At 47.2% G+C, this 23,229-nt stretch carries 27 protein-coding genes; 1 reads left to right on the forward strand and 26 read right to left on the reverse strand.

Annotation, left to right across the window (positions count from 1 at the left end; translation table 11 throughout):
- Positions 1–8: 8 nt before the first annotated feature.
- The 18 genes from MY7_RS09205 to MY7_RS09285 form a co-directional block, all read right to left on the reverse strand.
- Positions 9–500: a YpoC family protein gene (locus MY7_RS09205; RefSeq protein WP_007612186.1), complete on the reverse strand. Its 492-nt coding sequence runs from the start codon at positions 498–500 to the stop codon at positions 9–11.
- Positions 497–1,156, reverse strand: a complete 660-nt coding sequence (nth, locus tag MY7_RS09210) for an endonuclease III (RefSeq protein ID WP_007612187.1) — start codon at positions 1,154–1,156, stop codon at positions 497–499. Before nth ends, MY7_RS09205 begins: the two co-directional genes overlap by 4 nt.
- A gap of 18 nt (positions 1,157–1,174) precedes the next feature.
- Positions 1,175–1,873 (reverse strand): DNA replication protein DnaD, encoded by a 699-nt coding sequence (dnaD, locus tag MY7_RS09215; RefSeq protein WP_003153516.1) that lies wholly within the window; start codon positions 1,871–1,873, stop codon positions 1,175–1,177.
- A gap of 94 nt (positions 1,874–1,967) precedes the next feature.
- Positions 1,968–3,260 (reverse strand): asparagine--tRNA ligase, encoded by a 1,293-nt coding sequence (gene asnS / locus MY7_RS09220; RefSeq protein ID WP_007612189.1) that lies wholly within the window; start codon positions 3,258–3,260, stop codon positions 1,968–1,970.
- Positions 3,261–3,394: 134 nt separating this feature from the next.
- Positions 3,395–4,576 carry a pyridoxal phosphate-dependent aminotransferase gene (locus MY7_RS09225; RefSeq protein ID WP_007612190.1) on the reverse strand — a complete coding sequence of 394 codons (1,182 nt, stop codon included), beginning with the start codon at positions 4,574–4,576 and terminating at the stop codon, positions 3,395–3,397.
- 22 nt (positions 4,577–4,598) lie between these two features.
- Positions 4,599–5,084: a cell wall elongation/penicillin-binding protein regulator TseB gene (gene tseB / locus MY7_RS09230; protein WP_007612191.1), complete on the reverse strand. Its 486-nt coding sequence runs from the start codon at positions 5,082–5,084 to the stop codon at positions 4,599–4,601.
- 9 nt (positions 5,085–5,093) lie between these two features.
- Entirely contained in the window at positions 5,094–5,264 is a 171-nt protein-coding gene (locus MY7_RS19200) for a YpmA family protein (protein ID WP_003153512.1), read from the reverse strand.
- 147 nt (positions 5,265–5,411) lie between these two features.
- The gene (gene dinG, locus MY7_RS09235) at positions 5,412–8,198 is read right to left on the reverse strand and encodes an ATP-dependent DNA helicase DinG (RefSeq protein WP_007612193.1); all 2,787 of its coding nucleotides are present in this window, start codon (positions 8,196–8,198) and stop codon (positions 5,412–5,414) included.
- Positions 8,199–8,319: 121 nt separating this feature from the next.
- Positions 8,320–8,703, reverse strand: a complete 384-nt coding sequence (gene panD / locus MY7_RS09240) for an aspartate 1-decarboxylase (RefSeq protein ID WP_003153510.1) — start codon at positions 8,701–8,703, stop codon at positions 8,320–8,322.
- 1 nt (position 8,704) lies between these two features.
- Entirely contained in the window at positions 8,705–9,565 is an 861-nt protein-coding gene (gene panC, locus MY7_RS09245) for a pantoate--beta-alanine ligase (RefSeq protein WP_007612199.1), read from the reverse strand.
- A 3-nt stretch (positions 9,566–9,568) separates the two neighbouring features.
- A complete protein-coding gene (gene panB / locus MY7_RS09250) occupies positions 9,569–10,402 on the reverse strand; it encodes a 3-methyl-2-oxobutanoate hydroxymethyltransferase (protein ID WP_007612211.1) in 834 nt (277 codons plus the stop codon).
- 244 nt (positions 10,403–10,646) lie between these two features.
- Positions 10,647–11,624 carry a bifunctional biotin--[acetyl-CoA-carboxylase] synthetase/biotin operon repressor gene (locus MY7_RS09255; RefSeq protein ID WP_007612212.1) on the reverse strand — a complete coding sequence of 326 codons (978 nt, stop codon included), beginning with the start codon at positions 11,622–11,624 and terminating at the stop codon, positions 10,647–10,649.
- On the reverse strand, positions 11,609–12,799 hold the full coding sequence (locus MY7_RS09260; RefSeq protein WP_029326129.1) for a CCA tRNA nucleotidyltransferase: 1,191 nt from the start codon (positions 12,797–12,799) through the stop codon (positions 11,609–11,611). Before MY7_RS09260 ends, MY7_RS09255 begins: the two co-directional genes overlap by 16 nt.
- A 4-nt stretch (positions 12,800–12,803) precedes the next feature.
- Complete coding sequence (gene bshA / locus MY7_RS09265; protein WP_007612214.1) at positions 12,804–13,937, reverse strand: N-acetyl-alpha-D-glucosaminyl L-malate synthase BshA; 1,134 nt, start codon at positions 13,935–13,937, stop codon at positions 12,804–12,806.
- On the reverse strand, positions 13,934–14,647 hold the full coding sequence (bshB1, locus tag MY7_RS09270) for a bacillithiol biosynthesis deacetylase BshB1 (RefSeq protein ID WP_003153501.1): 714 nt from the start codon (positions 14,645–14,647) through the stop codon (positions 13,934–13,936). Before bshB1 ends, bshA begins: the two co-directional genes overlap by 4 nt.
- Positions 14,640–15,053: a methylglyoxal synthase gene (mgsA, locus tag MY7_RS09275; protein ID WP_003153499.1), complete on the reverse strand. Its 414-nt coding sequence runs from the start codon at positions 15,051–15,053 to the stop codon at positions 14,640–14,642. Before mgsA ends, bshB1 begins: the two co-directional genes overlap by 8 nt.
- A gap of 23 nt (positions 15,054–15,076) precedes the next feature.
- Complete coding sequence (gene dapB / locus MY7_RS09280) at positions 15,077–15,880, reverse strand: 4-hydroxy-tetrahydrodipicolinate reductase (RefSeq protein ID WP_007612215.1); 804 nt, start codon at positions 15,878–15,880, stop codon at positions 15,077–15,079.
- 8 nt (positions 15,881–15,888) lie between these two features.
- A complete protein-coding gene (locus MY7_RS09285) occupies positions 15,889–16,224 on the reverse strand; it encodes a nucleotide pyrophosphohydrolase (protein ID WP_003153495.1) in 336 nt (111 codons plus the stop codon).
- Between the two features lie 142 nt (positions 16,225–16,366).
- On the opposite strand from MY7_RS09285, the gene MY7_RS09290 reads away from it, so the two are divergent.
- Positions 16,367–17,239, forward strand: a complete 873-nt coding sequence (locus MY7_RS09290) for a YitT family protein (RefSeq protein ID WP_003153493.1) — start codon at positions 16,367–16,369, stop codon at positions 17,237–17,239.
- Between the two features lie 23 nt (positions 17,240–17,262).
- Here the strand turns inward: MY7_RS09290 and MY7_RS09295 are convergent, their stop codons facing one another.
- From MY7_RS09295 to MY7_RS09330, 8 genes are all read right to left on the reverse strand, one after another.
- Entirely contained in the window at positions 17,263–18,438 is a 1,176-nt protein-coding gene (locus tag MY7_RS09295; protein WP_007612216.1) for an oxalate decarboxylase family bicupin, read from the reverse strand.
- Positions 18,439–18,467: 29 nt separating this feature from the next.
- Positions 18,468–19,250 carry a sporulation protein YpjB gene (gene ypjB / locus MY7_RS09300; RefSeq protein WP_007612217.1) on the reverse strand — a complete coding sequence of 261 codons (783 nt, stop codon included), beginning with the start codon at positions 19,248–19,250 and terminating at the stop codon, positions 18,468–18,470.
- A gap of 67 nt (positions 19,251–19,317) precedes the next feature.
- The gene (locus tag MY7_RS09305; protein ID WP_007612218.1) at positions 19,318–19,911 is read right to left on the reverse strand and encodes a DUF1405 domain-containing protein; all 594 of its coding nucleotides are present in this window, start codon (positions 19,909–19,911) and stop codon (positions 19,318–19,320) included.
- A 107-nt stretch (positions 19,912–20,018) separates the two neighbouring features.
- Positions 20,019–20,786, reverse strand: coding sequence for a menaquinol-cytochrome c reductase cytochrome b/c subunit (locus MY7_RS09310; RefSeq protein WP_007409471.1), 768 nt, complete (start codon positions 20,784–20,786; stop codon positions 20,019–20,021).
- 31 nt (positions 20,787–20,817) lie between these two features.
- The gene (gene qcrB, locus MY7_RS09315; RefSeq protein ID WP_003153485.1) at positions 20,818–21,492 is read right to left on the reverse strand and encodes a menaquinol-cytochrome c reductase cytochrome b subunit; all 675 of its coding nucleotides are present in this window, start codon (positions 21,490–21,492) and stop codon (positions 20,818–20,820) included.
- 1 nt (position 21,493) lies between these two features.
- On the reverse strand, positions 21,494–21,997 hold the full coding sequence (locus MY7_RS09320; RefSeq protein ID WP_003153484.1) for a ubiquinol-cytochrome c reductase iron-sulfur subunit: 504 nt from the start codon (positions 21,995–21,997) through the stop codon (positions 21,494–21,496).
- A 138-nt stretch (positions 21,998–22,135) separates the two neighbouring features.
- Positions 22,136–22,582, reverse strand: a complete 447-nt coding sequence (locus tag MY7_RS09325; protein WP_029326128.1) for a YpiF family protein — start codon at positions 22,580–22,582, stop codon at positions 22,136–22,138.
- 54 nt (positions 22,583–22,636) lie between these two features.
- Positions 22,637–23,176, reverse strand: coding sequence for a ReoY family proteolytic degradation factor (locus tag MY7_RS09330; protein WP_003153482.1), 540 nt, complete (start codon positions 23,174–23,176; stop codon positions 22,637–22,639).
- Positions 23,177–23,229: the final 53 nt, after the last annotated feature.

The following is a 23,229-nucleotide window of genomic DNA, read 5'->3' on the forward strand; positions in this document are numbered from 1 at the left end:
GGAGGTTTTTAACATTTGTTCATGGCTTCATATTTATGATATTGTTTCTTCATCTCCGTCATCAATTCATCAAGCTGAATAAACGAGTGATATTGAGTCGGTTTTGTTAAAATAAACGCCATTCGCTCCGCCCAATTGATCGGTTCGGCGGGAAAATGCTTTGTTTCAAGCACAGACCAATCAAGTGATGTGACCCGCTCCCCTGCCGTCCAGTGAAAAGCGGCAATCAGACAGGCAATTCCCTTCAGCATGTCATTTTGATCACATCTCGATTTTCTTGTTTGAAAAACGGGAAGCAGCGTTTCTTTCGTTTCGTTCCAAATCTGAAATAGAAACGGGACATATTCGCCTCTTTCCCTCCATGGCTGCACGGTTGGCTGACCGCTGAAATCCATATACAGCGGATGGCGGCGCAGCGCCGTTTTGATCTCAAGGCTTTCCAAGTCCGTAAGGCTGCGCAGGTATGTTTCATAGCCTGCCAGAATGTCAATCGCCGTCACCGTTTCACCAGCCCTTTTTTGTCACGCTTCTGCCCTTCTCTGCATAGCGGAAGCAAAGGACATTCCGCACAGCGGGGAGATTGCGCTTTACAATGATACCTGCCGAAAAATATTAATCTGTGGTGCGTAACAGACCAATCCTCTTTCGGCACTTTTTTCATTAATGTTTTCTCTACCTCCAAAACAGAGTCCTTCCAGCGGCAGATACCGAGCCGTTTAGAGACCCGCTCCACATGAGTGTCTACTGCAATCGCAGGTACGCCGAAAGCAACAGACACGACTACATTTGCCGTTTTCCGTCCGACACCCGGCAGATTCACAAGCTCATCCCGGTCTTTCGGCACTTCTCCGCCGTACTCTTCGATGATCATTTTGCTCAGCTTTTGAATATTTTTGGCTTTATTACGGTACAGGCCGATTGATTTAATATCCTGCTGGAGTTCTTCCAGCGATACGGCAAGATAATCTTCGGGCCGTTTATATTTTTGAAATAGCGTTTTTGTCACTCTGTTGACGAGAGCGTCCGTACATTGCGCGGATAATGCGACTGCCACAACCAATTCGAAAGGATTTGAATGGACAAGTTCACATTCTGCGTGCGGAAACATATCGCCGATTTTTTCAAGACAATATTCAATCTGCTTTAAATTTAACACGTTTCTCCCCTTCTCATGTTATTGTTCCAGCCAATTGTAAAAAGGCACCTGCCTCGTATACTCTTTTTGCGGATCATTTTGTTTCGTTTGAACACGCCTGAATTTTTGGCTGTGCGCCTTCGCCTGCTCAACCGTTTTGAAGCCGTTCTTTTTCCATTCAAATAAAATCCGGTCAATATAGCGAAAACTGAGTTTTCCCGATAAAACGGCTTCTTTTAAGGCGTGTTTAATCAGAATCGCATCATGCTGATCCTGATCCTGCCATATGGCCAGCGTCTCGCATTCAAGGGGCGACAGCGGTCTTCCGAACTCTTCTTCAAAGATGGTATACAGGCTTTTTTGTTCTCTTTCTGACGTTCTTTCCTGCGTTTCATTTTGAGAATGCTGCATGTAATCATACAGCTTCGCCCATAACGGCTGCAGAGAATATTTTTCAAACTTTATGCCGTTATGGTCTTCACATTCTTCAATAAACAGAAAACCTTTTTGAATAAACATTCTCAGGCAGCTTGTACATTCTTCAGCAGAGATGGACATGCCTGATTGAAGTTCAAACGGCGTCGGAAAATAAGAGCCCTTTTCCAAATGCATTTTAATCTTCAAAAGCAGGATCAATTCGGTTTCATTCAGCCCGAGCTGCCGGTAATGTGTCAGCAGCAGGTTGGGAATGCTTGAAATGCCGAGTTCCTGCATATCTATAAATTGCTGTTTTTTCATCCTTACACCTCTTACTGTAAAAGGTTATCTCCGGGAGCTTTCCCCTTTACTTAGAAAAAGTCTCCCTTGCAGGAGACTTCGTTTTTTAAAACTATTACGGATACAGACGGTTCAGAAGTCTCGGGAACGGAATCGTTTCACGCACGTGAGGCGCTCCGCTGATCCAAGCCACTGTCCGCTCAAGTCCAAGGCCGAAGCCGGAGTGCGGAACAGAACCGTATTGTCTGAGTTCAGCATACCATTTGTAAGCATCTGAATCCAGACCGTGTTCTTTTAATCTTTCTTCCAATAAATCCATATCATGAACGCGTTCTGAACCGCCGATGATTTCCCCGTAGCCTTCCGGAGCAATTAAGTCGGCACATAACACGACATCTTCACGATCTTTGGCAGGCTGCATATAAAACGGTTTTAATGACGTCGGGTAATGAGTGATAAACACCGGTTTGTCATAGCTTTCTGCGATCGCTGTTTCATGCGGCGCACCGAAGTCATCTCCCCACTCAATATCGTCAAAGCCTTTTTCTTTCAGGAATTCAATCGCTTTATCGTACGTAATGCGCGGGAATGGCGCTTTGATTTGTTCAAGCTTCGATGTGTCTCTTCCTAATGTGTTCAGCTCGATCTTACAATGTTCCAGCACACTTTGTACGATGTATGCAACATAATTCTCCTGAACTTCAAGGTTTTCTTCAAATTCAACAAATGCCATTTCAGGCTCAATCATCCAGAATTCGATGAGATGGCGTTTCGTTTTCGATTTTTCCGCTCTGAACGTCGGTCCGAAAGAGAATACTTTTCCGAGCGCCATTGCAGCTGCTTCCATATACAGCTGGCCGCTTTGAGACAGGAAGGCGTCTTCATCAAAATATTTCGTCGCGAACAGCTCAGTCGTGCCTTCGGGAGCGCTTCCCGTCAAAATCGGCGGATCAACTTTCACGAAGCCTTCTTTATTGAAAAATTCATAAGTCGCACGGATGATTTCGTTGCGGATTTTCATAATTGCGTGCTGGCGTTTCGAACGGAGCCATAAATGTCTGTGATCCATTAAGAATTCCGTACCGTGCTCTTTAGGCGTAATCGGATAATCAGTCGCTTCGTGAATGACTTCAATGGATGTAACAGCAAGCTCATAGCCAAGCGGTGAACGCTCGTCCTCTTTCACAATTCCTTTTACATAAAGCGACGTTTCCTGCGTCACTGATTTCGCGATTTGGAAGATGTCTTCTTCTACTTCAGCTTTGACGACAACTCCCTGAATGAAGCCGGTACCGTCTCTCAGCTGTAAAAATGCGATTTTACCGCTTGAGCGTTTATTAGCGACCCAAGCTCCAATCGTTACTTCCTCGCCTGTGTGTTTATACACTTGGTTGATTGTTGTTTTCAAACTCTTTCCCTCCAGAACAAGAAAGACATTCAGGAATCTGCCTGAATCTCTTTTTTCATCACTTTATTATACCCGTTCTACTCTAACGGGGTCAATGCAAGTGAAAAGCGGCTTTAAAAGCCGCTTTTTCAGAATCAGCTGTGTTTTTCCGTGAAGCGGCGGATTCTTTCGACCGCTTCTTCTAAAAGATCGAGTGACGTTGCGTAAGATAAGCGGACGTTGTCCGGTGAACCGAAACCCGAGCCCGGCACGATGGCGACTTTTTCTTCTTCCAGAAGCGCCTTGACGTATTCATCGACATCTTTGAATCCGCAGTTTTCTGCGGCCGCTTTGGCGTTAGGGAACAAGTAAAACGCCCCTTCAGGCTTGACACAGGTGAATCCGGGAATCTCACTGAGCTGAGCGTAAATGGTGTTCAGTCTGTGCTCAAATGCCTGTCTCATCTCTTCCAGCGGCTCAGCCGGACCGTTATAGGCCGCAATGGCGCCGTATTGAGCGATAGACGTCGGATTTGATGTGCTGTGGCTCGCAAGGCTCGTCATCGCTTTAATAATCGTCTCCGAACCCGCCGCATAGCCGATCCTCCAGCCCGTCATGCTGTGAGATTTCGACACGCCGTTAATGATGATCGTCTGCTCTTTCAATTCATCTGAAAGCTGTGCGATTGAGACGTGTTTTTTTCCTCCGTATGTAAGCTTCTCATAAATCTCGTCAGAAACGATCAGAATGCCGTGCTCCAGACACACTTTTCCGAGTTCCGCAAGCTCTTCTTTCGTATACATAACACCTGTCGGGTTGCTCGGTGAATTGATAATGAGCGCTTTTGTTTTCTCGGTGATAGCCTGCTTCAGCTGCTCCGGTGAAATTTTAAACTGATTGGATTCCAGCCCTTCTGCATAGACGGGACGCCCCCCTGCCAGTTTCACCTGCTCAGGGTAGCTGACCCAGTAAGGAGTCGGTATAATCACTTCGTCCCCTTCATCGAGAATGACCTGAAATAATGTATACAGAGCGTGTTTCGCTCCGGTGCAGACAATGATTTCTGACGGCTTATATTCAATCCCCTGGTCGTTTTTGAATTTTTTTGCGATACTGTCTTTCAGCGCCGGCAGACCGCCTGAAGGCGTATATTTCGTATGGCCTTCATTCATGGAACGCACCGCGGCATCTATAATGTGCTGAGGCGTATTAAAATCCGGTTCTCCTGCTCCGAGGCCGATGACATCATGGCCTTCTGCTTTCAGCTCTTTCGCTTTTGCAGTAATTGCTAGTGTTGCAGACGGTGTTAATGCGGATACTCTTTTTGCCAATTTCAACTTGAACTCCCCCTAATACGTCTCACGGTGTGATGTTTTTGAGAATCTTGCCGCTTGTAAAGTCCACATAGCTGAAGCTATATTGCCCGCTTTTGTTGATATAGGTCACTTCCCATAACGGAACATTGTTTTCTCTCGCCGGGTGAACGCCATTCAGCTTGGAAACAAGCCCTTCGTCCCGAACGATCTTGGCAGCCTTGCCGCTTGAAATGCCGTCACTGGCTTTTTTTGAGAGAATTTTTGCTTTTTTGTCGGCCGGAACCCATACATACATATCTTTTCCATGTTTATCCGTTCCGGTAACAACATAATATTTCTGTTTGCCGACAAAGGTCTCCACTTTCTCAGCATCTGTCAGCTGCGTTTTTTCTTTAGCGGCTGCGGCAGCTGTTTCGTGGCCTTCTTCTTTTTGAGCCATTGCAGATTTAAAAATGCTGGCCGAAAATAAAAGAACTGCTAAAAAAATAATACCAAATACGGCTGTAAATATTAATGCTTTTTTTCTCATCTTTTTCACCTATGTGCGATAAATGGTGAAGACCGCTTCATTTTGATTTTCTTCGTCTAGCGCAAGGCCGAACATCAGATTGTCCCGTTTCAAAGTCCGGTTTAATGTATCGACGATTTTATATAAATCATCTGAATGCTCCACATTAATCGTTGACAGAATTTCAATTTTGCTTTCCATTTTTATACCCTCCATCGGTCGAACAAATTTTGTTAGTCATAACGGGATGCGCCCGCGGCATAATAAAATCACAAGGCGGCATGAACCCGCTTTTACTATAAAAACAATTCCTCATCCCACACCACGAAAGCCGCGTTTATGCGGCTTTTATTCCGTTTGGCTGACATAAGCCGCCATTTCGGCATCCGTCAGTTCCAAAAGAGATGAAGTCGGGAGCGCTTCAAGAAACAGCCGTCCGTATCCCGCCGTTTTTACACGCTGATCTAAAAGAACGATTGTTCCCTTGTCTCCCGCCGTACGGAGCAGGCGCCCGATCCCCTGTCTGAACGTTAACACGGCCTCAGGCAGGGAAATCGTCTGAAACGGATTTTTCCCCTGTTTCTTGGCAAATTCGCATTTTGCGGCGTGAAGCGGATTATCAGGCGCCCTGAAAGGAAGTCTTGCGATCATGACGGTTGACAATTCATCCCCCGGAAAATCAACGCCTTCCCAGAAATGATTCGTCCCGAGCAAAATCGCCCGGCTTGCCGTTTTAAAGGTTTTCATTAATTTACCGGGACTCCCGCCCGAAATACCTTGGGCGAGAAGCTGAATGCCTGATATCTCCATACTGAGTTTCAGTTCCTGATACACTTTTTTCAGCATATCATGAGACGTAAACAGGACAAGGATCTTCGGCTGTTTTCCCTTTGACATGATTTCTGCATACTTGGCAATATGCTCAATGACTTCCCGCTCTCCGTCATATTTAACGGATTTCATCTCTTTCGGAATGATGACGTTCATCTGATCATCGTAAGAAAAAGGAGACGGGATGCTTTTGGTGCGCGGATAAAAATCCGCAAGTCCGAGCCTTTCAATCATAAATTGAAAAGACTGCTCCACCATTAAGGTCGCTGATGTGAGCACAACGCTTTTTTTGCGGGCGAAAAACTGGTCTGCAAGCATTTCACCGGGCTCCAAAGGCTGCGCATAGATGCTGACGGCATTTTTTGCGCCCTTCGCATCTATTTCAACCCAAACGGCTTCTTTCTCATCATTTTCAAACAGCAGCCTGCTGAACGTATCACGATATTCTTTCAGCCCCCTGATACACTTTACATATTCGGCCGCTAAAAAAGCCGCTCCGCTTTTCATCTGTTCAAGCTTTTGATGTAACAGTTTCTCCTGTACTGAAAACATGTCAAGCAGCTGATCCAGCATCGCACAAAGCCGCTCCGCTCCGTCCGTTATCATGTGAAACCCTTTATCCTGGCTTTTATGATTGAGACTATAGACGAGACGGTTCAGATCGTCTTTAGGTTTTCTTCGTTTGACAAAAGAATGCACTGAACTGAAAAATGCGTCGCTTTCCGATTGAATATGCTTCATCCACTCATCGGCGTCAAAAAAACTTTCCGCCGGCAGTTCATACGTATAAAACAGTTTTCTCATCCGCTTTAACAGTCCGTGTTCCTTTAAGGTTCCGATTCGGCTGAGCTTTGTGTGCAGTCCGATGTATGAAGCTCTCTTCCCCAGGTGCTCGCTGGCGGCGCGTTCGAAATGATGCGCTTCATCAATGATGATTGTTCCGCTTGCAGGCAGTTTTTTCGTTTCACTGCTTTGATCTGAAAACAGCAAAGCATGGTTTGTGATAATCAGATCTGCGGCCTGTGCTTTTTCTTTAGCCCGTTCATAAAACCCGGCAGCCGAGTCCTTCCCTTTTTTAAAAAAAGAATTCTCATCGTAAGCCATGCGCTCCCACAGCAATCTGCCGCCTGATGGAAGATTCAGCTCAGCGGCGTCGCCTGTTTCAGTCTCCGTCAGCCAGACGAGAAGCTGCGCTTTCGTCAAAACCGCATCATAGTTGTCATCTTCCTCATGCAGAATATGTTCAAACTTAGGCAGGCACAGATAATGTGATTTCCCTTTTAAAATAGCAGCTTTGACCGTCCAAGGAAACATACGCTCCAAAAGCGGGAGATCTTTAGACATGATCTGCTGCTGCAAAAGAGTAGAGTACGTGCTGATAATCACGGGAGTCTGCTCCGCTTTGGCAAATAAAACAGCCGGAACGAGATAACCGATCGTTTTTCCGATGCCGGGTGCCGCTTCAATCAGCGCATGCTCCCGATTGCGGAAGGCGCCAAGCACTTCATCCATCATCGAAAGCTGCCCTTTCCGCTTTTCATAGCGGGGGAGGATGCCGGATAAGATCTGTTCTTTTTCTTCGTTCCACTTTTCAAGGTCAATGGCCGCATTCACCGGACGGGAAACCGGAATGTGATCGGGCTCTTTAATTGAAAAAGAGGCGTATGGAATGCAGCTCTTTTCTCCCGACGGCCTGCTTTCATGTATAAAAGAATCCAAAAGCAGCGTCAAATCGCTGATAAAATGCTGTGAAAGCCTTCTAAGCTGCTTTAATGTCGGTAAAGGCAAATGTTTCAGTTTATGTAAAATGTCTAAAAAGACCAGTCCCGTAACCTCCGCATCGCTGTCTGCGCGGTGAGGGCGGTCATGAACAATATTCAGCTCCGCGCACAACTCACCGAGCTTATATCCTTCAAACCCCGGGAAAACAATACGCGAAAGCTCAACCGTATCAAGCACTTCACAATCCGGCAGCTCATAGCCCGCTTCGCTCAGTTCATGCCGGACAAATCCGAGGTCGAAATGAATATTGTGGGCAACAAAATACGCGCCGTCAAGCAGATGAAAAATCTCCTCTGCGACCGCTTCAAACGGCAGTTCATTTTCAACCATTCCGGACGAAATTCCGGTCAGCTGTTCAATAAACGGCGGAATGACCTGATTCGGATTGATATATTTTGAAAACCGCTCAGTTATTTGTCCATTTTCAATGACAACCGCTGCGATTTGAATGATTTTATCGCCCTTTTTCGGCGAATTTCCTGTTGTTTCGACATCTATGACAACGAACCGTTGTTTGTTCATTAAAATGGACACCTCAATTCCTGCATACGAGAAAAGTGTAACACGTTTTGTTGAGAAATGGAGCGGAAAAACAGCTTTTGCCCCTAAATCTTAAAAGAAAACCCCCATGAAGGGGGCTCTTTTACAAAATCGTGTGTGCCGGCTCCTGGCCCAGCATCTGCTCGATTTTATTCTGATCATCCAGAACAGCCACCTTCGGCTGATGGCTTTTTGCTTCCTGATCAGACATCATTTGATAAGAAATAATAATGACTTTATCTCCTTCTTGGACGAGACGGGCGGCTGCTCCGTTTAAACAGATGACGCCGCTCCCCCGCTTACCGGGAATAATATACGTTTCAAGTCTCGCTCCGTTATTATTATTCACAATTTGAACTTTTTCATTAGCGAGCATTCCGACGGCATCTAAAAGATCTTCATCAATCGTAATGCTGCCGACATAGTTTAAATTGGCTTCCGTCACGGTAGCGCGGTGCAGTTTTCCGGCCATCATAGTGCGGTACATATTATGATCTCTCCCATTCATCAATATCAATAATGATATTATCAATCAGTCTGGCTTTAGAAAATTGGACGGCGCAGGCCAGAATGACCTTGCCGTTTAATGTTTTAAGCGGAGTCAGCTCCGGATAAGCGTACAGTTCGGCATAATCAATGACGCCGCTTGTGTTTTCGATGATATCGGTGACGGTTTTTATAACGGTTTCCGGATTTCTTTCACCGTCTCTGATCAGTTCGGCACCTTGCTGCAATGCTTTATAGATCATCGGCGCTTCTTTGCGTTCCTGCTCAGTCAGATAGACGTTGCGAGAGCTTTTGGCAAGTCCTTCTTCTTCTCTGACCGTGTCCACTGCGACCAATTCGATATCCATAAAGAAATCCTTAATCAATCCGTCCACAACCGCTGCCTGCTGGGCATCTTTCAGGCCGAAGTAGGCGCGGGTCGGTTTAACGAGATTGAAAAACTTCGTCAGCACAGTGGCCACTCCGTCAAAATGGCCGACGCGGGAGGCGCCGCACAACACGTCAGTTCTCCTTTTCACTTGCACGGCAACATTTTGCTCGCCTTTATACATATCACTTGGAGACGGCGTAAACAAAACATCTGCCCCCGCCTGTTCTGCAAGCCGGGCATCGCGCTTTAAATCTCGCGGATATGCTTCGTAATCCTCGCCCGGTCCGAATTGAGTCGGATTGACAAAGATGCTCATCACGACAATATCGTTTTCTTTGCTTGCTTTTTCAACCAGCGTCAGATGTCCTTCATGAAGAAAACCCATCGTCGGGACGAATCCGATCGTCCGGCCTTCTGAGCGGTATTGTGCAATCAATTCTTTCAGCTGTTGAGTTTCTGTCAGTTGTTTCATCGCTTACTTTCCTCCGTACAAGCCTTGCAGCACAGTTTGGTTTATCTGAAAGGAATGCTTTTCTTCCGGGAAAACCCGTTCTTTCACATCACGGACGTAATCGCTGAGGGCCGACTCAATCGTGCCGTCGATTTTGGCGTATTGCTTCACGAACTTCGGTGTTCTGTCCACGCCGTGGCCGACAACGTCATGATAGACAAGGACTTGGCCGTCCGCTTTTGAACCGGCTCCGATTCCGATGACAGGAATGGATACTTCTTCTTTTATTTTAGCAGTCAGTTCAGCAGGCACGCATTCAAGCACGAGCATCATCGCTCCCGCCTGCTCGCATTTGATGCTGTCTTCAATGAGCTTTTTCGCGCTTTGCTCATCTTTCCCCTGCACTTTATATCCGCCTAATACGCCGACAGACTGCGGTGTGAGGCCTAAATGGCTGACGACGGGAATTCCGCCGAGAGTCAGCGCGCGGATGGATTCGAAAACGCCGTCTCCGCCTTCAAGCTTTAACGCGTCCGCGCCGCTTTCCTGAATAATGGCCGCGGCGTTTTTCATTGTATCTTCTTTTGAAAGGTGGTAAGACATAAACGGCATGTCAGTTACGATAAACGTATTTTTCGCACCGCGTTTTACCGCTTTTGTATGGTGAATCATGTCACTGACCGTTACGCCGACTGTTGAATCGAGTCCGAGCACGACCATTCCGAGCGAATCCCCGACTAAAATCATGTCGACTCCCGCCTGTTCCGCAAGCTTTGCCTGCGGATAATCGTAAGCGGTCAGCATCACGATCGGCTCTCCATTTTCCTTCATTTTCATGAAATCCAGTTTTGTTTTCATTCTGTTTCTCCTCCTCTAAACGGTGAGGAGATGAGCCGCCAATTCTTCGCAAGCAAAAAAGCCTTCTGTAAAATAAGAAGGATCCCCACTTGTTTAACGTTCGGCGAATGTCATCCCTCTGTCCCAGTCCTTTTTTGGATCAAGGCAGACTTTTCGTAATCTCTGTTCTGCTGATCAGGTGCAGTTCATTATGATACTGCCCATAGGAAGTATACCAAATTCACGAGGCTTGTACCAACTAAGATTAATTGAGCTCAATATCAGCAGAATATATCTTCTTTATACCGTCTTTCGTTTCCAAGAGAAGAACTCCCTCATCATCAATGCCGAGCGATTTCCCGTAAAACGTCCCTTGCAGCGTTCTCGCTCTGAGCTCGTTCCCCAGTCCGACCGCATAGCTTTCCCATAACAGCTTGATCGGTGTAAAGCCGTGCTTCAAATAATCCTGATAGCGTTTTTCAAAAGTCAGCAAAATCTCTTGTATCAGACCCGCTCTGTCAATTTTTTCGCCGGCTTCCATCCTGAGGCTCGTCGCAATGTCCTGAAGCTCGCCGGGAAAATCGGTTTCCTGCTGGTTCACGTTGATGCCGATCCCGAGAATAACCGAACGGACACGGTCTTCTTCCGCCTGCAGCTCAGTTAAAATCCCGACGGCTTTTTTGCCGTGAATCATTAAATCATTCGGCCATTTAATGGCGGGCTGTACACCTGTAAAAGCCTCGATGGCCTGTACGACCGCAACGGCAGATAACAGGGTGAGCTGCGGCGTTTTTTGCAAAGGAACGTCGGGTCTCAGAATGAGGCTCATCCAAATCCCGTTTCCCTCCTGTGAATGCCATACTCTGGCCATTCTTCCTCTGCCTGCCGTTTGTTTATCGGCGACTACGAGCGTTCCTTCCGGCGCGCCGTCATTGGCAAGTTCATGAGCGGTTTTTTGGGTGGATGGCAGGACGTCCCGATAATGAAGCTGTTTGCCCAAAACCTCTGTTTTCAGCCCGAAACGGATTTCTGATTCACTGAGTTTCCCCGGTTTTTTAATGAGCCTGTACCCTTTTCGTCTGACCGCCTCAACCTCATAGCCCTCTTTGCGGAGTTCCTCTATATGTTTCCAAACGGCGGTTCTCGAGCAGCCGAGCGCGTCACTAATTTTCTGCCCGGAGATAAAGCCGTCACCCGCCTCAGAAAATAAATCAATTAATCGGGTTCTTAATGTTGATCCCATGATGCGAGCCACTCCTTTATGTCATGTTTTCGGTTAGGGAGCTTCCCTGCCAATACCGCTTCTTCAATCCGGCGAAGTTCTTCGGCCACCCATTTACCCGCGCGGCGGTTTCTGAGCTCCATCAGATCAGCGCCTGAAATGTCGAGGTCTCGAAGGCTTTTGATCGGCAGCTGCTCATACAGGCTCTGAACCTCTTTCAGCTTTTGTTCATCAATCGTCTTATGCTTTTTCAGCATCCCGATTTTAACGGCTGAAAACAGCGCCTCTCCCGCCCGGTACATCGCTTCCGCTTCCAGCTGCACCGGATAAACGCTTATGATCTGCACCGCTTTTTTTATGACTTTTCCCGGCAGTTTCCATTGTTTTAAAAACGCCTCGGCGCTTTTCGGACAAAGACCGAGAAACAATAACAGCGCTGCCCAGCGTTCTTCGCGTGCATCTAAAGAAGAAAACGGAAATCCGCTCGCTTCAAGCATTTGCTGCTCATAACCGGAAAGGCCGGGCAGCTCTTGTATCAAACCTGTATGCACCATCGTTTGAATTGCATCCTGTGAGAAAGCGCCCTGCAGCAGCTTTTCAAACTCGACGGTCTTTCGTTCTACTGATACATGTGCCAAAAGCTCCCTGTCTTTTATGATGGCCTCTCTTGTTTCTTTTTCTAACAGAAAGCCGAGCTGACTCATAAAGCGGACGGCTCTCATCATCCGCAGAGCGTCTTCCCGAAAACGGTCTTCAGGGTTACCTACCGTTCGGATCAGCTTTTGTCCGATATCATGTGCGCCTCCGAAATAATCAAGCAGCTCTCCTTCGGCAGACATCGCCATCGCATTAATCGTTAAGTCTCTCCGCTTTAAGTCTTCTGATAAAGAAGTGATGAACCGCACAGCTTCAGGGCGCCGGTAATCCTTATATTCTGATTCGGCACGAAAAGTGGTGACTTCATAGGTTTCATCTTCCCACAGGACGATGACGGTGCCGTGCTCTTTTCCTACATCGACAGTCCGCTTAAAGAGACGCTCCACCTCATTCGGCGAAGCGCTGGTTGCGATGTCCACATCACCTATTTTTCGTTTCATATAGCTGTCTCTGACGGCTCCCCCGACAAAGTACGCCTGATGGCCCGCCTTCATCAGATGATGAAGGATGGGGAGGGCTTTGACAAATTCCTGTTCCATAAGATCACTCCGGTCCTGCCAATTCGTCATAAATCCGTTCATACTGACTGACGATTCTTTGCGAAGAAAAGGCGGTCTCCGCCATTTTCAGCGCATGATCAGTCAATCGTTTGCTGAGCTGTTTATCTTCTAAAACGGCAAGCGCTTTTTCAGATGCCGCCTGAATATCGCCGACTTCCACCAGAAAACCGCTTACTTGATCTTTAATCACTTCCGGGATTCCGCCGATATTTGTTCCGATGCACGGCACGCCGCAGGCCATCGCCTCAAGGAGGACGAGTCCGAAACTTTCTTTTTCAGACAGAAGAAGCTTAAGGTCGCTGATGGAATACAGCTCTTCCACCCTGTCCTGATTTCCGAGGAGCAGCACTTGATCCTGCAGTCCGTATTTTTCGACAAGCTGCCAAGCGACGCACTTTTCCGGCCCGTCGCCGACAAGCAGGAGCTTCGCCTTTGTTTTGGCTGCGATATTACGGAAAACGCGGATGACATCTTTAACACGTTTTACTTTTCTGAAGTTCGAAACATGGATGACGACTTTTTCATCCGGCAAAATGCCATGTTTCTCTTTTATACTCTCTGTATTTTTCTTAAGATAAACACGTTCATCAATAAAGTTGTAGATGGTCTCAATTTTTTTATCCGGCTTGATTAAGTCATATGTTTCTCCGGCAAGCGCGGTTGATACCGCCGTCACTCTGTCGGACGCTTCGATGGCAAAACGGATTAAATCTTTTAATGACGGATCATATCCTAAAACGGTGATGTCCGTACCGTGAAGCGTCGTCACGATGCCGATGTCGCGCTTGAGCATCTGCTTGGCAAGATAAGCGCATACCGCATGCGGCAGCGCATAATGCGCGTGGATGATATCAAGATTTTCCCTTGCGGCAACCTCGGCGATTTTGCTCGCCAGCGTAAGGTCATAAGGCGGATATTTAAATACCGCGTATTGGTTGACTTCCACCTCATGAAAATGAATATTCGGATGATATGTATTTAATCTGAACGGGATGCTTGATGTGATGAAATGAACCTGGTGCCCTTTTTCTGCAAGCAGCTTGCCGAGTTCCGTCGCAATAATACCCGAGCCTCCGACACTCGGGTAGCATGTAATCCCTATTTTTAATGGTCTCATTGTCCGCCCCCAAAAACATCATCATTCAAAACGGGAAGCTGTTTTGAAAAGAAACCCTCGGCATACCCCGTCCCGGCTTCTTTGCCATACAGTCTTTCCCGCGCTTCCACCATTTCAATATAACCGTTGGTCAGCGGTGTGTTCACTGACTGCGCCGTAGGAATAAACTGGCTTTGATAGGCGTGCAGGCTTTCTTTTTTCAGATCGATGGTTTCCGTTATGTCGATTACAAAGTCCGGACGGTGAAACCCGTTGATCATATAATAGTATACGCGCTGAGCCTTATGAGCCGGCAGTTCCTGATGATCTCTGTATTTATGAATTCCCGCCGAGAACACCGCCTCTTCGACCAAAGCCGCCGCATTGCCGTGGTCAGGATGGCGGTCTTTCGGATAAGGCATGAAAACGGTTTTCGGCCGGCAGGCTCTGATGACACTGACAATCCGGCGGATGCCGTCCTCACTTTTCAAAAGCCCGCGGTCGGGAAGCGTAAGCTGGATTCTCTCTTTTACGCCGAGAATTCGTGCCGCCTCTGCCGCTTCTTCTTTTCTTATCCCTACCGTTCCGTTGGATGATAGTTCGGCCTCGGTCAAATCGCATATCACCGCGGTTTTTCCTTGAGCCGTAAATTTTGCGATCGTGCCGCCCATACCGATCTCGACATCATCACTATGGGCGCCGAACGCCAGAATATCAACGTGTTCAGACATTCGGCTCTCCTCCGCGCACAAGATTGCGGAAATCAAATGCCCCGCCGTCCAGCGTCCGGACGAGGATTTCCGCTGTTCCCATATTTGTGGCGAGCGGGATCGCGTATACGTCACACAGCCGGATCAGCGCCGAGACATCCGGTTCGTGAGGCTGCGCAGTTAATGGATCGCGCAGAAAAATGACGAGATCCAGGGCATTTGCCGCAATCAATGCGCCGATTTGCTGATCTCCGCCGAGCGGGCCGGATTGAAAACGTTCAACGGACAATCCGGTCGCTTCCTGGATTTTCAGGCCTGTCGTACCTGTCGCGTATAACTCATGATGGCTCAGTATATCTTTATATGCGGTCGTAAACTGAACCATATCCTGCTTTTTTTTATCGTGAGCAATCAAAGCGATTTTCATTTGATGTTCTCCCCCTTGCCGATTCAGTCGATAATATTTTCGAGTCCGTATACAAGCTGGTCGATTTTCATCACTTGCTCCACTGACAGCTTCACTCCTGACATAAAGGAAGCCCGGTTATAGGAGTCATGGCGCAGTTTCAGCGTCTGGCCGTCCATGCCGAACATGACTTCCTGGTGGGCGATAAGACCCGGAAGACGCACGCTGTGAAGGCGGATGCCGTTTAATTCAGCACCGCGGGCGCCCGGCAGAATTTCTTTTTCATCAGGATGGCCCTGCTGCTTTTCTGTACGGACGCTTGAGATCATTTCCGCTGTTTTCAGCGCCGTTCCGCTCGGGGCATCCAGCTTTTGATCATGATGAAGCTCAATGATTTCTACATCTTCAAAATAGTTGGCGGCCATTTGTGAGAACTTCATCATCAGCACCGCGCCCAATGCAAAGTTCGGAGCGATGATGGCGCCGATTCCTTTTTCTTCAGTCAAGGCTTGAAGCTCCTCTAAATCCGCTTCAGAAAATCCGGTCGTTCCCACAACGGGGCGGACGCCGTGTTCAAGAGCGGCTTTCGTATGTTTTTTGCCGATTTCAGGCGTTGTCAAATCGATCAGCACATCCGGTTTTGTTTGTTGGAAACATGCGCGGATATCCGTATAAATAAGAGCGTCTGAATCAGCCGACATCACTTCCCGCAATGTTTGCTGATCGTATGTATGGTCAATGGCGCCGACAAGCTCAAAATGAGGCGTGCGGACAGCAAGTTTTACGGCCTCCTGGCCCATTCTGCCTCTCGGTCCGGCAATGACGACTTTAATGGTTTCATTTGACATGGTTTCTCCTACTTTCCTTCTTCTTTTCTAGTCCAGCGGTCTTTATCACGTGTATTAAATTTATGCATGACGCGGTTATGAGCTTCCTCCAATGAAATATCAAGGGAGTTGGCGAGGCAGATCAGGACGAACAGCACATCGCCCATTTCCTCTTCCATGCTTTTCTCATTTTCCGTCGTTTTCTTCGGCTTTTCCCCATAATAATGGTTGACTTCTCTTGCAAGTTCGCCCAGTTCTTCCGTGAGACGGGCCATCATGGCAAGCGGGCTGAAATAGCCTTCTTTGAATTGGCCGATATATTCATCGACCTCAGCTTGTAAGTCTTTCATCGTTTTGTCACTCACTGTGCGAATACCTCCTGTCATCTCTTCCATGTTAGCTAATTCAAGTACATTTGACAAATGTTAAAAACGGCAGTTTGCTGTTTTCTTTTGTATCCACTATAATATTTACGCAATCTTATGGAAGGAAAAGGGGTTTGATGCAATGCTTGGAGAAATCAGAATCAAAAACATTTGCTTTATTTTAATCGGCGCCGCTGTTTTTTCATTCGGACTGGTTCACTTTAATATGCAGAACAATTTGGCGGAAGGCGGATTTACCGGCATTACGCTGCTTTTATATGCGTTATTCCACATCAGCCCTTCTATTTCCAACCTGGTATTGAACATTCCTATCTTTTTCATCGGCTGGCGTATGCTCGGCCGGACGATGTTTGTCTATACCCTGATCGGCACCGTCTCTCTTTCTGTTTTTCTGAGTGTTTTTCAGCGCTACGAAATTCATATGCCGCTGTCCCATGATTTAGCGCTAGCTGCCTTATTCGCCGGTGTATTTATCGGCGCGGGTCTCGGCATTATTTTTAAATACGGCGGCACGACGGGCGGGGTCGATATCATCGCCAGGCTGATCAACAAATTTTTCGGAATCCCGATGGGCCGGACGATGTTTGCCTTTGACGCCTGTGTCATTTTGCTTTCTTTGTTTACGTATCTTTCTTACAAGGAAGCGATGTACACGCTTGTAGCCGTTTTTGTCGCTGCGAGATTGATTGATTTTATCCAGGAAGGCGGCTATGCCGCAAAAGGGGCAACGATTATTTCTTCGAAAAACGATTTGATTCAGCAAAAAATCATTGAAGAGATGGAGCGCGGCGTCACCGTTTTAAAAGGACAGGGATCATATACAAAAGAAGACAGGGACGTTCTTTACTGCGTCGTTCCGAAAAACGAAATTGTGCTTTTGAAAAGCGTCATCACTTCCGTTGACCCGCACGCCTTTGTTGCAGTAAGCGACGTCCATGATGTGCTCGGCGAAGGATTTACGCTTGACGAAAATAAAAATCCGATCAGACGATAATAAAAAGGCGGCTTTTGCCGCCTTTACTGTTCGTGTTTCCATTTGACAACCGGTGATTTTTTCTTTTTCAATCGGCGGACGAATGCCGGACTGACATTGAGCGTCTGCTCGACGAAGCGCTGCGGCGTCAGTGCCAGCCATTGATTTAAAGAGACGTCTTCGAAACGGTCGCTTTTGAAGATTTCCAGAAATCGAAGCACGGTGTCACCGGTATTCTGAACATAATGTCCCATTGCAAAAGGAACATATCCTACGTCACCCGCTTGATAGTTAAATGTCCGCGCTCTTCCCTCCGCCGCAAACACCGTCATTTTCGCTTCTCCTGAAAGATAATACTGCCACTCGTCCGTATTCGGATGCCAATGCAATTCTCTCATGCCTCCGGGTTCGACCTCCACAAGAGCTGCGGCAATCGTTTTTGACACCTTAAACGTTTTTGAATCGACAATCTTTACTCTTCCCCCGCTGGTAACAAGGGGCTCCTGCCGGGAAAGCTTGTAGCTGAACGGCTCCAAAACGGTGCCTTCCGGGGAAGAAACTGCTGCCTGTTCAATCGGGGGAGGCGGTTCCAGCTGGAACATGTAACGCTCTTTCTTGTGAATGTAGGCCAAGTCATATCCGGGAACACCGAAGTTCGCCTCCAGCACGCTGCGCGGGGTGTGGGCAAACCAGTCCGTTACTGAAAAGGTGCTGTTTTCTGAAAAAGAGCCGTCATCAAAGACAAGCAAAAACTCACTGCCCCGTTCCATCCCTTGAATGGAATGAGGAATGCCGGAAGGAAAATACCACAGATCCCCTTCACTTACGTTATCAATAAAATTCCGCCCATTTTGATCAACCGCAGTTAAACGGACTTCTCCGTTAATCACATATCCCCATTCGGCTTCTTTATGCCAATGAAGCTCCCGCACAGCTCCCGGTTTCAGTCTCATGTTCACCGCCGCGATGTTTTTGGATACCGGCAGTTCCCTGACCGTCACCTCTCTGGACCATCCGCCGTCTTCAAGCCTCATATGCGTATCAGAAAATGAGAATTTCAAGTTTTGAACCGTTCCTGCATCCGTTGAGGGCGGAACGAGCATGTCAGGATTCTGGAAGTCACGCGCGAGGTTTCGCGGTCCTTCGTCAGTCGCCCCTTTTCTGCCTCTGATCGGCTGCGGGAGGTGTTTTGAAGCCAATTGCTGGATGAGTTTTTTCACTGACTTAGCTCCTTTACAGCAATTTCTGTTTATTTAGACTTAGGATACTCACGCTTTTTCTCTTTCTTTTTTTCCGCTCTGTATTTTCGGTAGCCGACATATGTCAGCGCAGTAATAATGATACCGCCTGTTGTCAGAATGACCCAGAGCAGCGAAGGGTCAGCGTCATCCCGCTCCACCTTGTCAAAAACCCGCTTTAAATCCTGCTGCAGGAGCGTCAGACGCTCAAGCTTTGTTCCTTTTGTCATCTGCTGAAACCCGTCCTGCTCAATCACCTCGATATGTTTCGCCACCGTATCAAGCTGGCCGGCCGACACATCCATTGTCAGGCTGGGATAAATTAAATCATATAATGATATAAATTCATTCCACTTTTCATTGAAATTTTCACTTCCGTTTCCGCTGACATCTTCTTTTAAGGCGCTGAATGTCGCCATAATCGGTCTTTCAAGCGAACCCCACAGCGGATCGGAGTGGTCTTCCATCGCATCCATTACCAACCTGAACTGGGCGGCTGCCCGGATTTTTTCGGTATCTGAGGCGTCTGCCTGTTTCAGAACGCGCACTAAATCATTGAAACCCAGAGTCACCTGCCTGACTTCGGCGCCGCTCAGTGAGTTTACGTGTGTCATTTTTTTCTTAAAGTAGCCAAGCACTTGCAGAGCCTCATCATACTGCGAATGCCGCGTCATTTGGAAAACGGTATCCGAAAGGTCGTTCAGTTCCTTGAGACCGCCCTCATCTTCAGCTTTGGCAGTTGTGATGAAACACATAAGAGCAAGTAAAAGACAGATCGTCAGCTTTCGTTTCATAGAGGTCCCTCCCACTCCTTCTCTTTACAGAATATGAGGAGCGGGACAAGGTTAGACCAAGATTCTATCAGTGTAAGTCAAGCTTTATCCGTCTTTTGGAAATCACCAAATAGTATGCAAGGCCGAGTGAAAATATGCTCAGCCAGAATGTAGCATAGCCGATTACTTGCATATAGTCATTGAGCATTGAGTAGCGGGGCATCATGCCGAAAAGATAATCAATGACATCATTATGAAGCGTCCAAACAGCGGCAACGGCAAGATGCCATAACCGGAACCGAAAATACGGACTGTATAAAACGCCTTGAACGGCCATGGCGAAATGTGAAGCAATCAGCATGTACCCTTCCCAAGGCATCTGCCCCATTTTGACCAGCACAAAGACATTCATTCCGACCGCCCACAGCCCGTATTTTACAAGGGTTACAAGAGCCAGCGCTTCAAACAGCGGCGCGTTTCTTCCCATGAGAAATGCCAGAAGCACGAACAGGAAAAAAAACGTCGCCGTCGGGCTGTCAGGCACAAATATCAGAAATCGGAACGGCGTGTCCGCAAGCTGCGGCACATACCAATAATAGCCGTACACCGTACCGATAAAATTAACGGCAAGAACAAGCAGAAGCATGCCGCGCAACCCTAAAAGATAAGAAATCCACCTCATACCATCAACTCTCAGTCCGTAAAAAGTATGTATCATGCAAAAAAAGCTGACATCCGGTCAGCTCTTTTCATAAAAGTATATCCTGCTATTGTCTACTTCACAATACGTTATTTCGCTGTCGTTTCAGAAATGAACTTCGCCAGCTGATCAAGCTGTTTGTCATTTCCTTTAAAAATACCGGCTGGCATCTGCCCTTTCCCTTTGACGGCGATTTTTTTAATTTCTTCCGGGCTCAGCCCGTTATCGACCAGGGACGGTCCGGCGCTTCCGCCTTGAAGATTATCCCCGTGACAGGAAATACAGCCTTGTTCTTTAAATACCTTATAACCGTCTGATTCAGTATCAATGGCGGCTTCTTTTTTGATTTTCCCTTGCTCCTCCGCCTTCGCCCAGTCATGCGTCGCGACTGACTGCCACGTTAAAAAGACCGTAGCGCAAAGCGCCAAAAGCATCATGCCGACCGCAACCGGACGCTTCCACGGCCTTCTTTCAGACCCCCTGTCGAGAAACGGAGCCAAAAGCAGCGATCCGAAGGCAAGACCCGGTATAATCATCGCGCCGATAACGGTGTAGCTCCCTGCGGCATATTCATATTTTAATAGCTGGTATAAAAATAGAAAATACCAATCCGGCAGCGGAATATACCCTGTATCCGTCGGGTCCGCCACCCGTTCCAAGGGCGGCTCGTGCACAATCGTTAAAACGAGAAATCCGACGAGAAAAACGGCCCCGACCATCCATTCTTTCAGCAGGAAGTTCGGCCAAAACGCCTCTGTCTTTCCAGGATACTCTGAATAGTCTTTCGGTATATTCGGTTTTTTTTCAGCCGGTATCCTTGAATCTCCTACAAACTTCATTCCTTTCCCCCGGTGCATGTCATCCCCTCCCTTTTATATCAGATTTGTATTAAAGCGGTCCTGAAATTCCCTGCTTGCGGATCATGACAAAGTGGGCGCCCATGAGCGCAAACAAAGCGGCAGGGAGAAAAAATACGTGAATCGCAAAAAATCTCGTCAGCGTTTGGGCGCCGACAATATCGTGGTGGCCGGCAAGAAGAGTTTTCACCTGCGCTCCGATCAATGGCGTCGCCTCCGCAATCTGAAGACCTACCTTTGTCGCAAACAGCGCCTTCATATCCCATGGAAGCAGATACCCTGTAAAACCGAGACCGAGCATCACAAAAAAGATCAGAACACCGACGATCCAGTTCAATTCCCGAGGCTTTTTATAAGCTCCCTGAAAGAAAACCCGCAGCGTATGTAAAAACATCATCACAATGACTAAACTTGCGCCCCAATGGTGCATACCCCTTACAATCTGCCCGAAAGCGACTTCATTCTGCAAATAATACACAGATTCCCACGCGTTTTTTATATCCGGCACATAATACATCGTTAAAAACATCCCGGACAGCACTTGGATAACGGTTACAAAAAACGTCAAACCGCCGAAACAATAGACAAAAGCCGAGAAATGGTGAGCGGGATTTACATGTTCCGGCACTTCATGGTCGGCGATATCCCGCCACATCGGCGTAATATCGAGACGTTCATCCACCCAGTCATAAATTTTATTCAGCATGTCACCCTTCCCCCCTAGGCTTTGCTTTTCCAAGATACAAAAAGCCGTCCTTTACTTTTTGCTCATAACGGTCAAGAGGCGCGAGCGGCGGCGTGCCCGGAACGTTCGTGCCGTCTTTTTCATACAGCCCGTAATGGCAGGGACAAAAGAACTTGTTCGGATTTTTAGGATCATTGTTCCAGTTTACGGTGCAGCCCAAATGTTTACAGATCGGAGAAAGCGCTATAATTTCATCCCCATGCTTGTAAACCCAGGCTGACCTGGATTCTTCCGATTCGTACCAGGCGTCGACTTGATGAATTTTAAAGTCAAATCGCTTCGGCTCCTTCGTCAGCTCATCCACACTGACAACCTGCACCATTTTTTGATCTCCCGTCGGTTTTAATACCGGGTCCAGCGCAAAACGGACCATGGGCATAAGCGCACTGGCGGCCATAAATCCCCCCACGCCGGTGAGCGCATAGTTTAAAAATTGTCTTCTCGATATATCTTGTTTTCCGCCCATCTCTTCCCCCCCCTAAAGATTGACCAAAAATTAACTAAAATAGAAAATAATTCAGAGATTTGACACCCTCATAATATATGAATCTTTCAGCAAGGTCAACAGAGGCAAAACGGGTGTTTTGCGGGATGTATGGAGTTTTTAAGAATTGTTCCACTTCTGTAACAAAACGTTCAAAATTTCTCCGCACTTGTCATCCGCTATTTTTCTCTTTAAAGAGTCTTTCATATGTTCAAACGGAACGGCAGGTATGTATATGACATCAGACCCTATTTCAGAATCCTTCCATTTTTCGTCTGCCGTCAGGAACAAGGCGTGGCGAAAGTTGGTCATCACCTCTTCTTTGAGTTTTTGAAGCAGGGCGATTTGTGATTGGTCTATATCAACATATGTATAAGAGGGGAATAAATATACCCGTCCCTTCAATTGGCGCTCAAGCTCTTCAGAAAGCAATTGGGTGCTTTCCCCCTGTTCAACGGCCTCTTTTAAGCCTCCTGAAGACATTATGGAAATTAACGGAATGATAGCGGTATCAATGTAATCCGCAGATTGTAAATAGGCATCGGCATCAGCGGCCCTCCATCTCATGTCTCGTTCCTCCTCTTTACGCAACAAGCCTTGCATATTCTGCAAGGCTGTCATTTATGTGAGCTGATTCAATTGGCGGGAAAGCTTTTCAAATGTTTCTTTGTCGTGGCGGTCCAGCGCCTCGTCGATATCTTTAAGCAGCTTTTCCCGCTGGAAAGTGGAAATGGCATGTTCTAATATTTTTTCGGCCATCCCCTGATCCTGTTTATTTTCAAACAGGTCTTTCGGCAGATGCGGATTTGATTCAAGAACAGCGGCATATTCCGGTGAGCTGTAGGCCGAACGGAAATTCAGCTGGATAAATAAATCCTGCTGTTTATTTAACCGGATGTCGTGAAAAGATTTTTCCGCGTCCGTAGTCATGACATTTTCTTTGTAAAACCTAAACGGCACCTCATCAACGCAATGAGTAGACATGATAATGCCTCGCGGGCAAAATTCAGCTTGTTCTACAAAATGGACTTTTTCCATTAATGAATCATGACTCATTAAATAATTTAAAATCCAGACGCACTCCCGGCGTTTAAGCTGATAATGATTTAAAAACCAACGGATAAAATCCTTTTTTTCATTGACAGAAACAGGGGTCTGCATGTAATTCCCTCCTCTATCGATCGTATAATCTGACATCACTTATACATTCAGCA

Origin of the sequence: Bacillus sp. 5B6 (genome assembly GCF_000259405.1) — a bacterium.
GTDB lineage: Bacteria > Bacillota > Bacilli > Bacillales > Bacillaceae > Bacillus > Bacillus velezensis.

Coding starts and splice junctions, on each gene's coding strand:
- MY7_RS09305 (WP_007612218.1), bottom strand. CDS start 19,911: ATGAGGTGGATTTCTTATCTTTTAGGGTTGCGCGGCATGCTTCTGCTT.
- mgsA (WP_003153499.1), bottom strand. CDS start 15,053: ATGAAAATCGCTTTGATTGCTCACGATAAAAAAAAGCAGGATATGGTT.
- panC (WP_007612199.1), bottom strand. CDS start 9,565: ATGAAACAACTGACAGAAACTCAACAGCTGAAAGAATTGATTGCACAA.
- qcrB (WP_003153485.1), bottom strand. CDS start 21,492: ATGCTGAATAAAATTTATGACTGGGTGGATGAACGTCTCGATATTACG.
- ypjB (WP_007612217.1), bottom strand. CDS start 19,250: ATGAAACGAAAGCTGACGATCTGTCTTTTACTTGCTCTTATGTGTTTC.
- MY7_RS09260 (WP_029326129.1), bottom strand. CDS start 12,799: ATGGAACAGGAATTTGTCAAAGCCCTCCCCATCCTTCATCATCTGATG.
- dapB (WP_007612215.1), bottom strand. CDS start 15,880: ATGTCAAATGAAACCATTAAAGTCGTCATTGCCGGACCGAGAGGCAGA.
- dinG (WP_007612193.1), bottom strand. CDS start 8,198: ATGAACAAACAACGGTTCGTTGTCATAGATGTCGAAACAACAGGAAAT.
- bshB1 (WP_003153501.1), bottom strand. CDS start 14,647: ATGTCTGAACACGTTGATATTCTGGCGTTCGGCGCCCATAGTGATGAT.
- dnaD (WP_003153516.1), bottom strand. CDS start 1,873: ATGAAAAAACAGCAATTTATAGATATGCAGGAACTCGGCATTTCAAGC.
- MY7_RS09320 (WP_003153484.1), bottom strand. CDS start 21,997: ATGGGCGGAAAACAAGATATATCGAGAAGACAATTTTTAAACTATGCG.
- MY7_RS09325 (WP_029326128.1), bottom strand. CDS start 22,582: ATGAGATGGAGGGCCGCTGATGCCGATGCCTATTTACAATCTGCGGAT.
- MY7_RS09330 (WP_003153482.1), bottom strand. CDS start 23,176: ATGCAGACCCCTGTTTCTGTCAATGAAAAAAAGGATTTTATCCGTTGG.
- MY7_RS09310 (WP_007409471.1), bottom strand. CDS start 20,786: ATGCACCGGGGGAAAGGAATGAAGTTTGTAGGAGATTCAAGGATACCG.
- MY7_RS19200 (WP_003153512.1), bottom strand. CDS start 5,264: ATGGAAAGCAAAATTGAAATTCTGTCAACGATTAATGTGGAGCATTCA.
- MY7_RS09255 (WP_007612212.1), bottom strand. CDS start 11,624: ATGGGATCAACATTAAGAACCCGATTAATTGATTTATTTTCTGAGGCG.
- tseB (WP_007612191.1), bottom strand. CDS start 5,084: ATGAGAAAAAAAGCATTAATATTTACAGCCGTATTTGGTATTATTTTT.
- MY7_RS09290 (WP_003153493.1), top strand. CDS start 16,367: ATGCTTGGAGAAATCAGAATCAAAAACATTTGCTTTATTTTAATCGGC.
- panB (WP_007612211.1), bottom strand. CDS start 10,402: ATGAAAACAAAACTGGATTTCATGAAAATGAAGGAAAATGGAGAGCCG.
- bshA (WP_007612214.1), bottom strand. CDS start 13,937: ATGAGACCATTAAAAATAGGGATTACATGCTACCCGAGTGTCGGAGGC.
- panD (WP_003153510.1), bottom strand. CDS start 8,703: ATGTACCGCACTATGATGGCCGGAAAACTGCACCGCGCTACCGTGACG.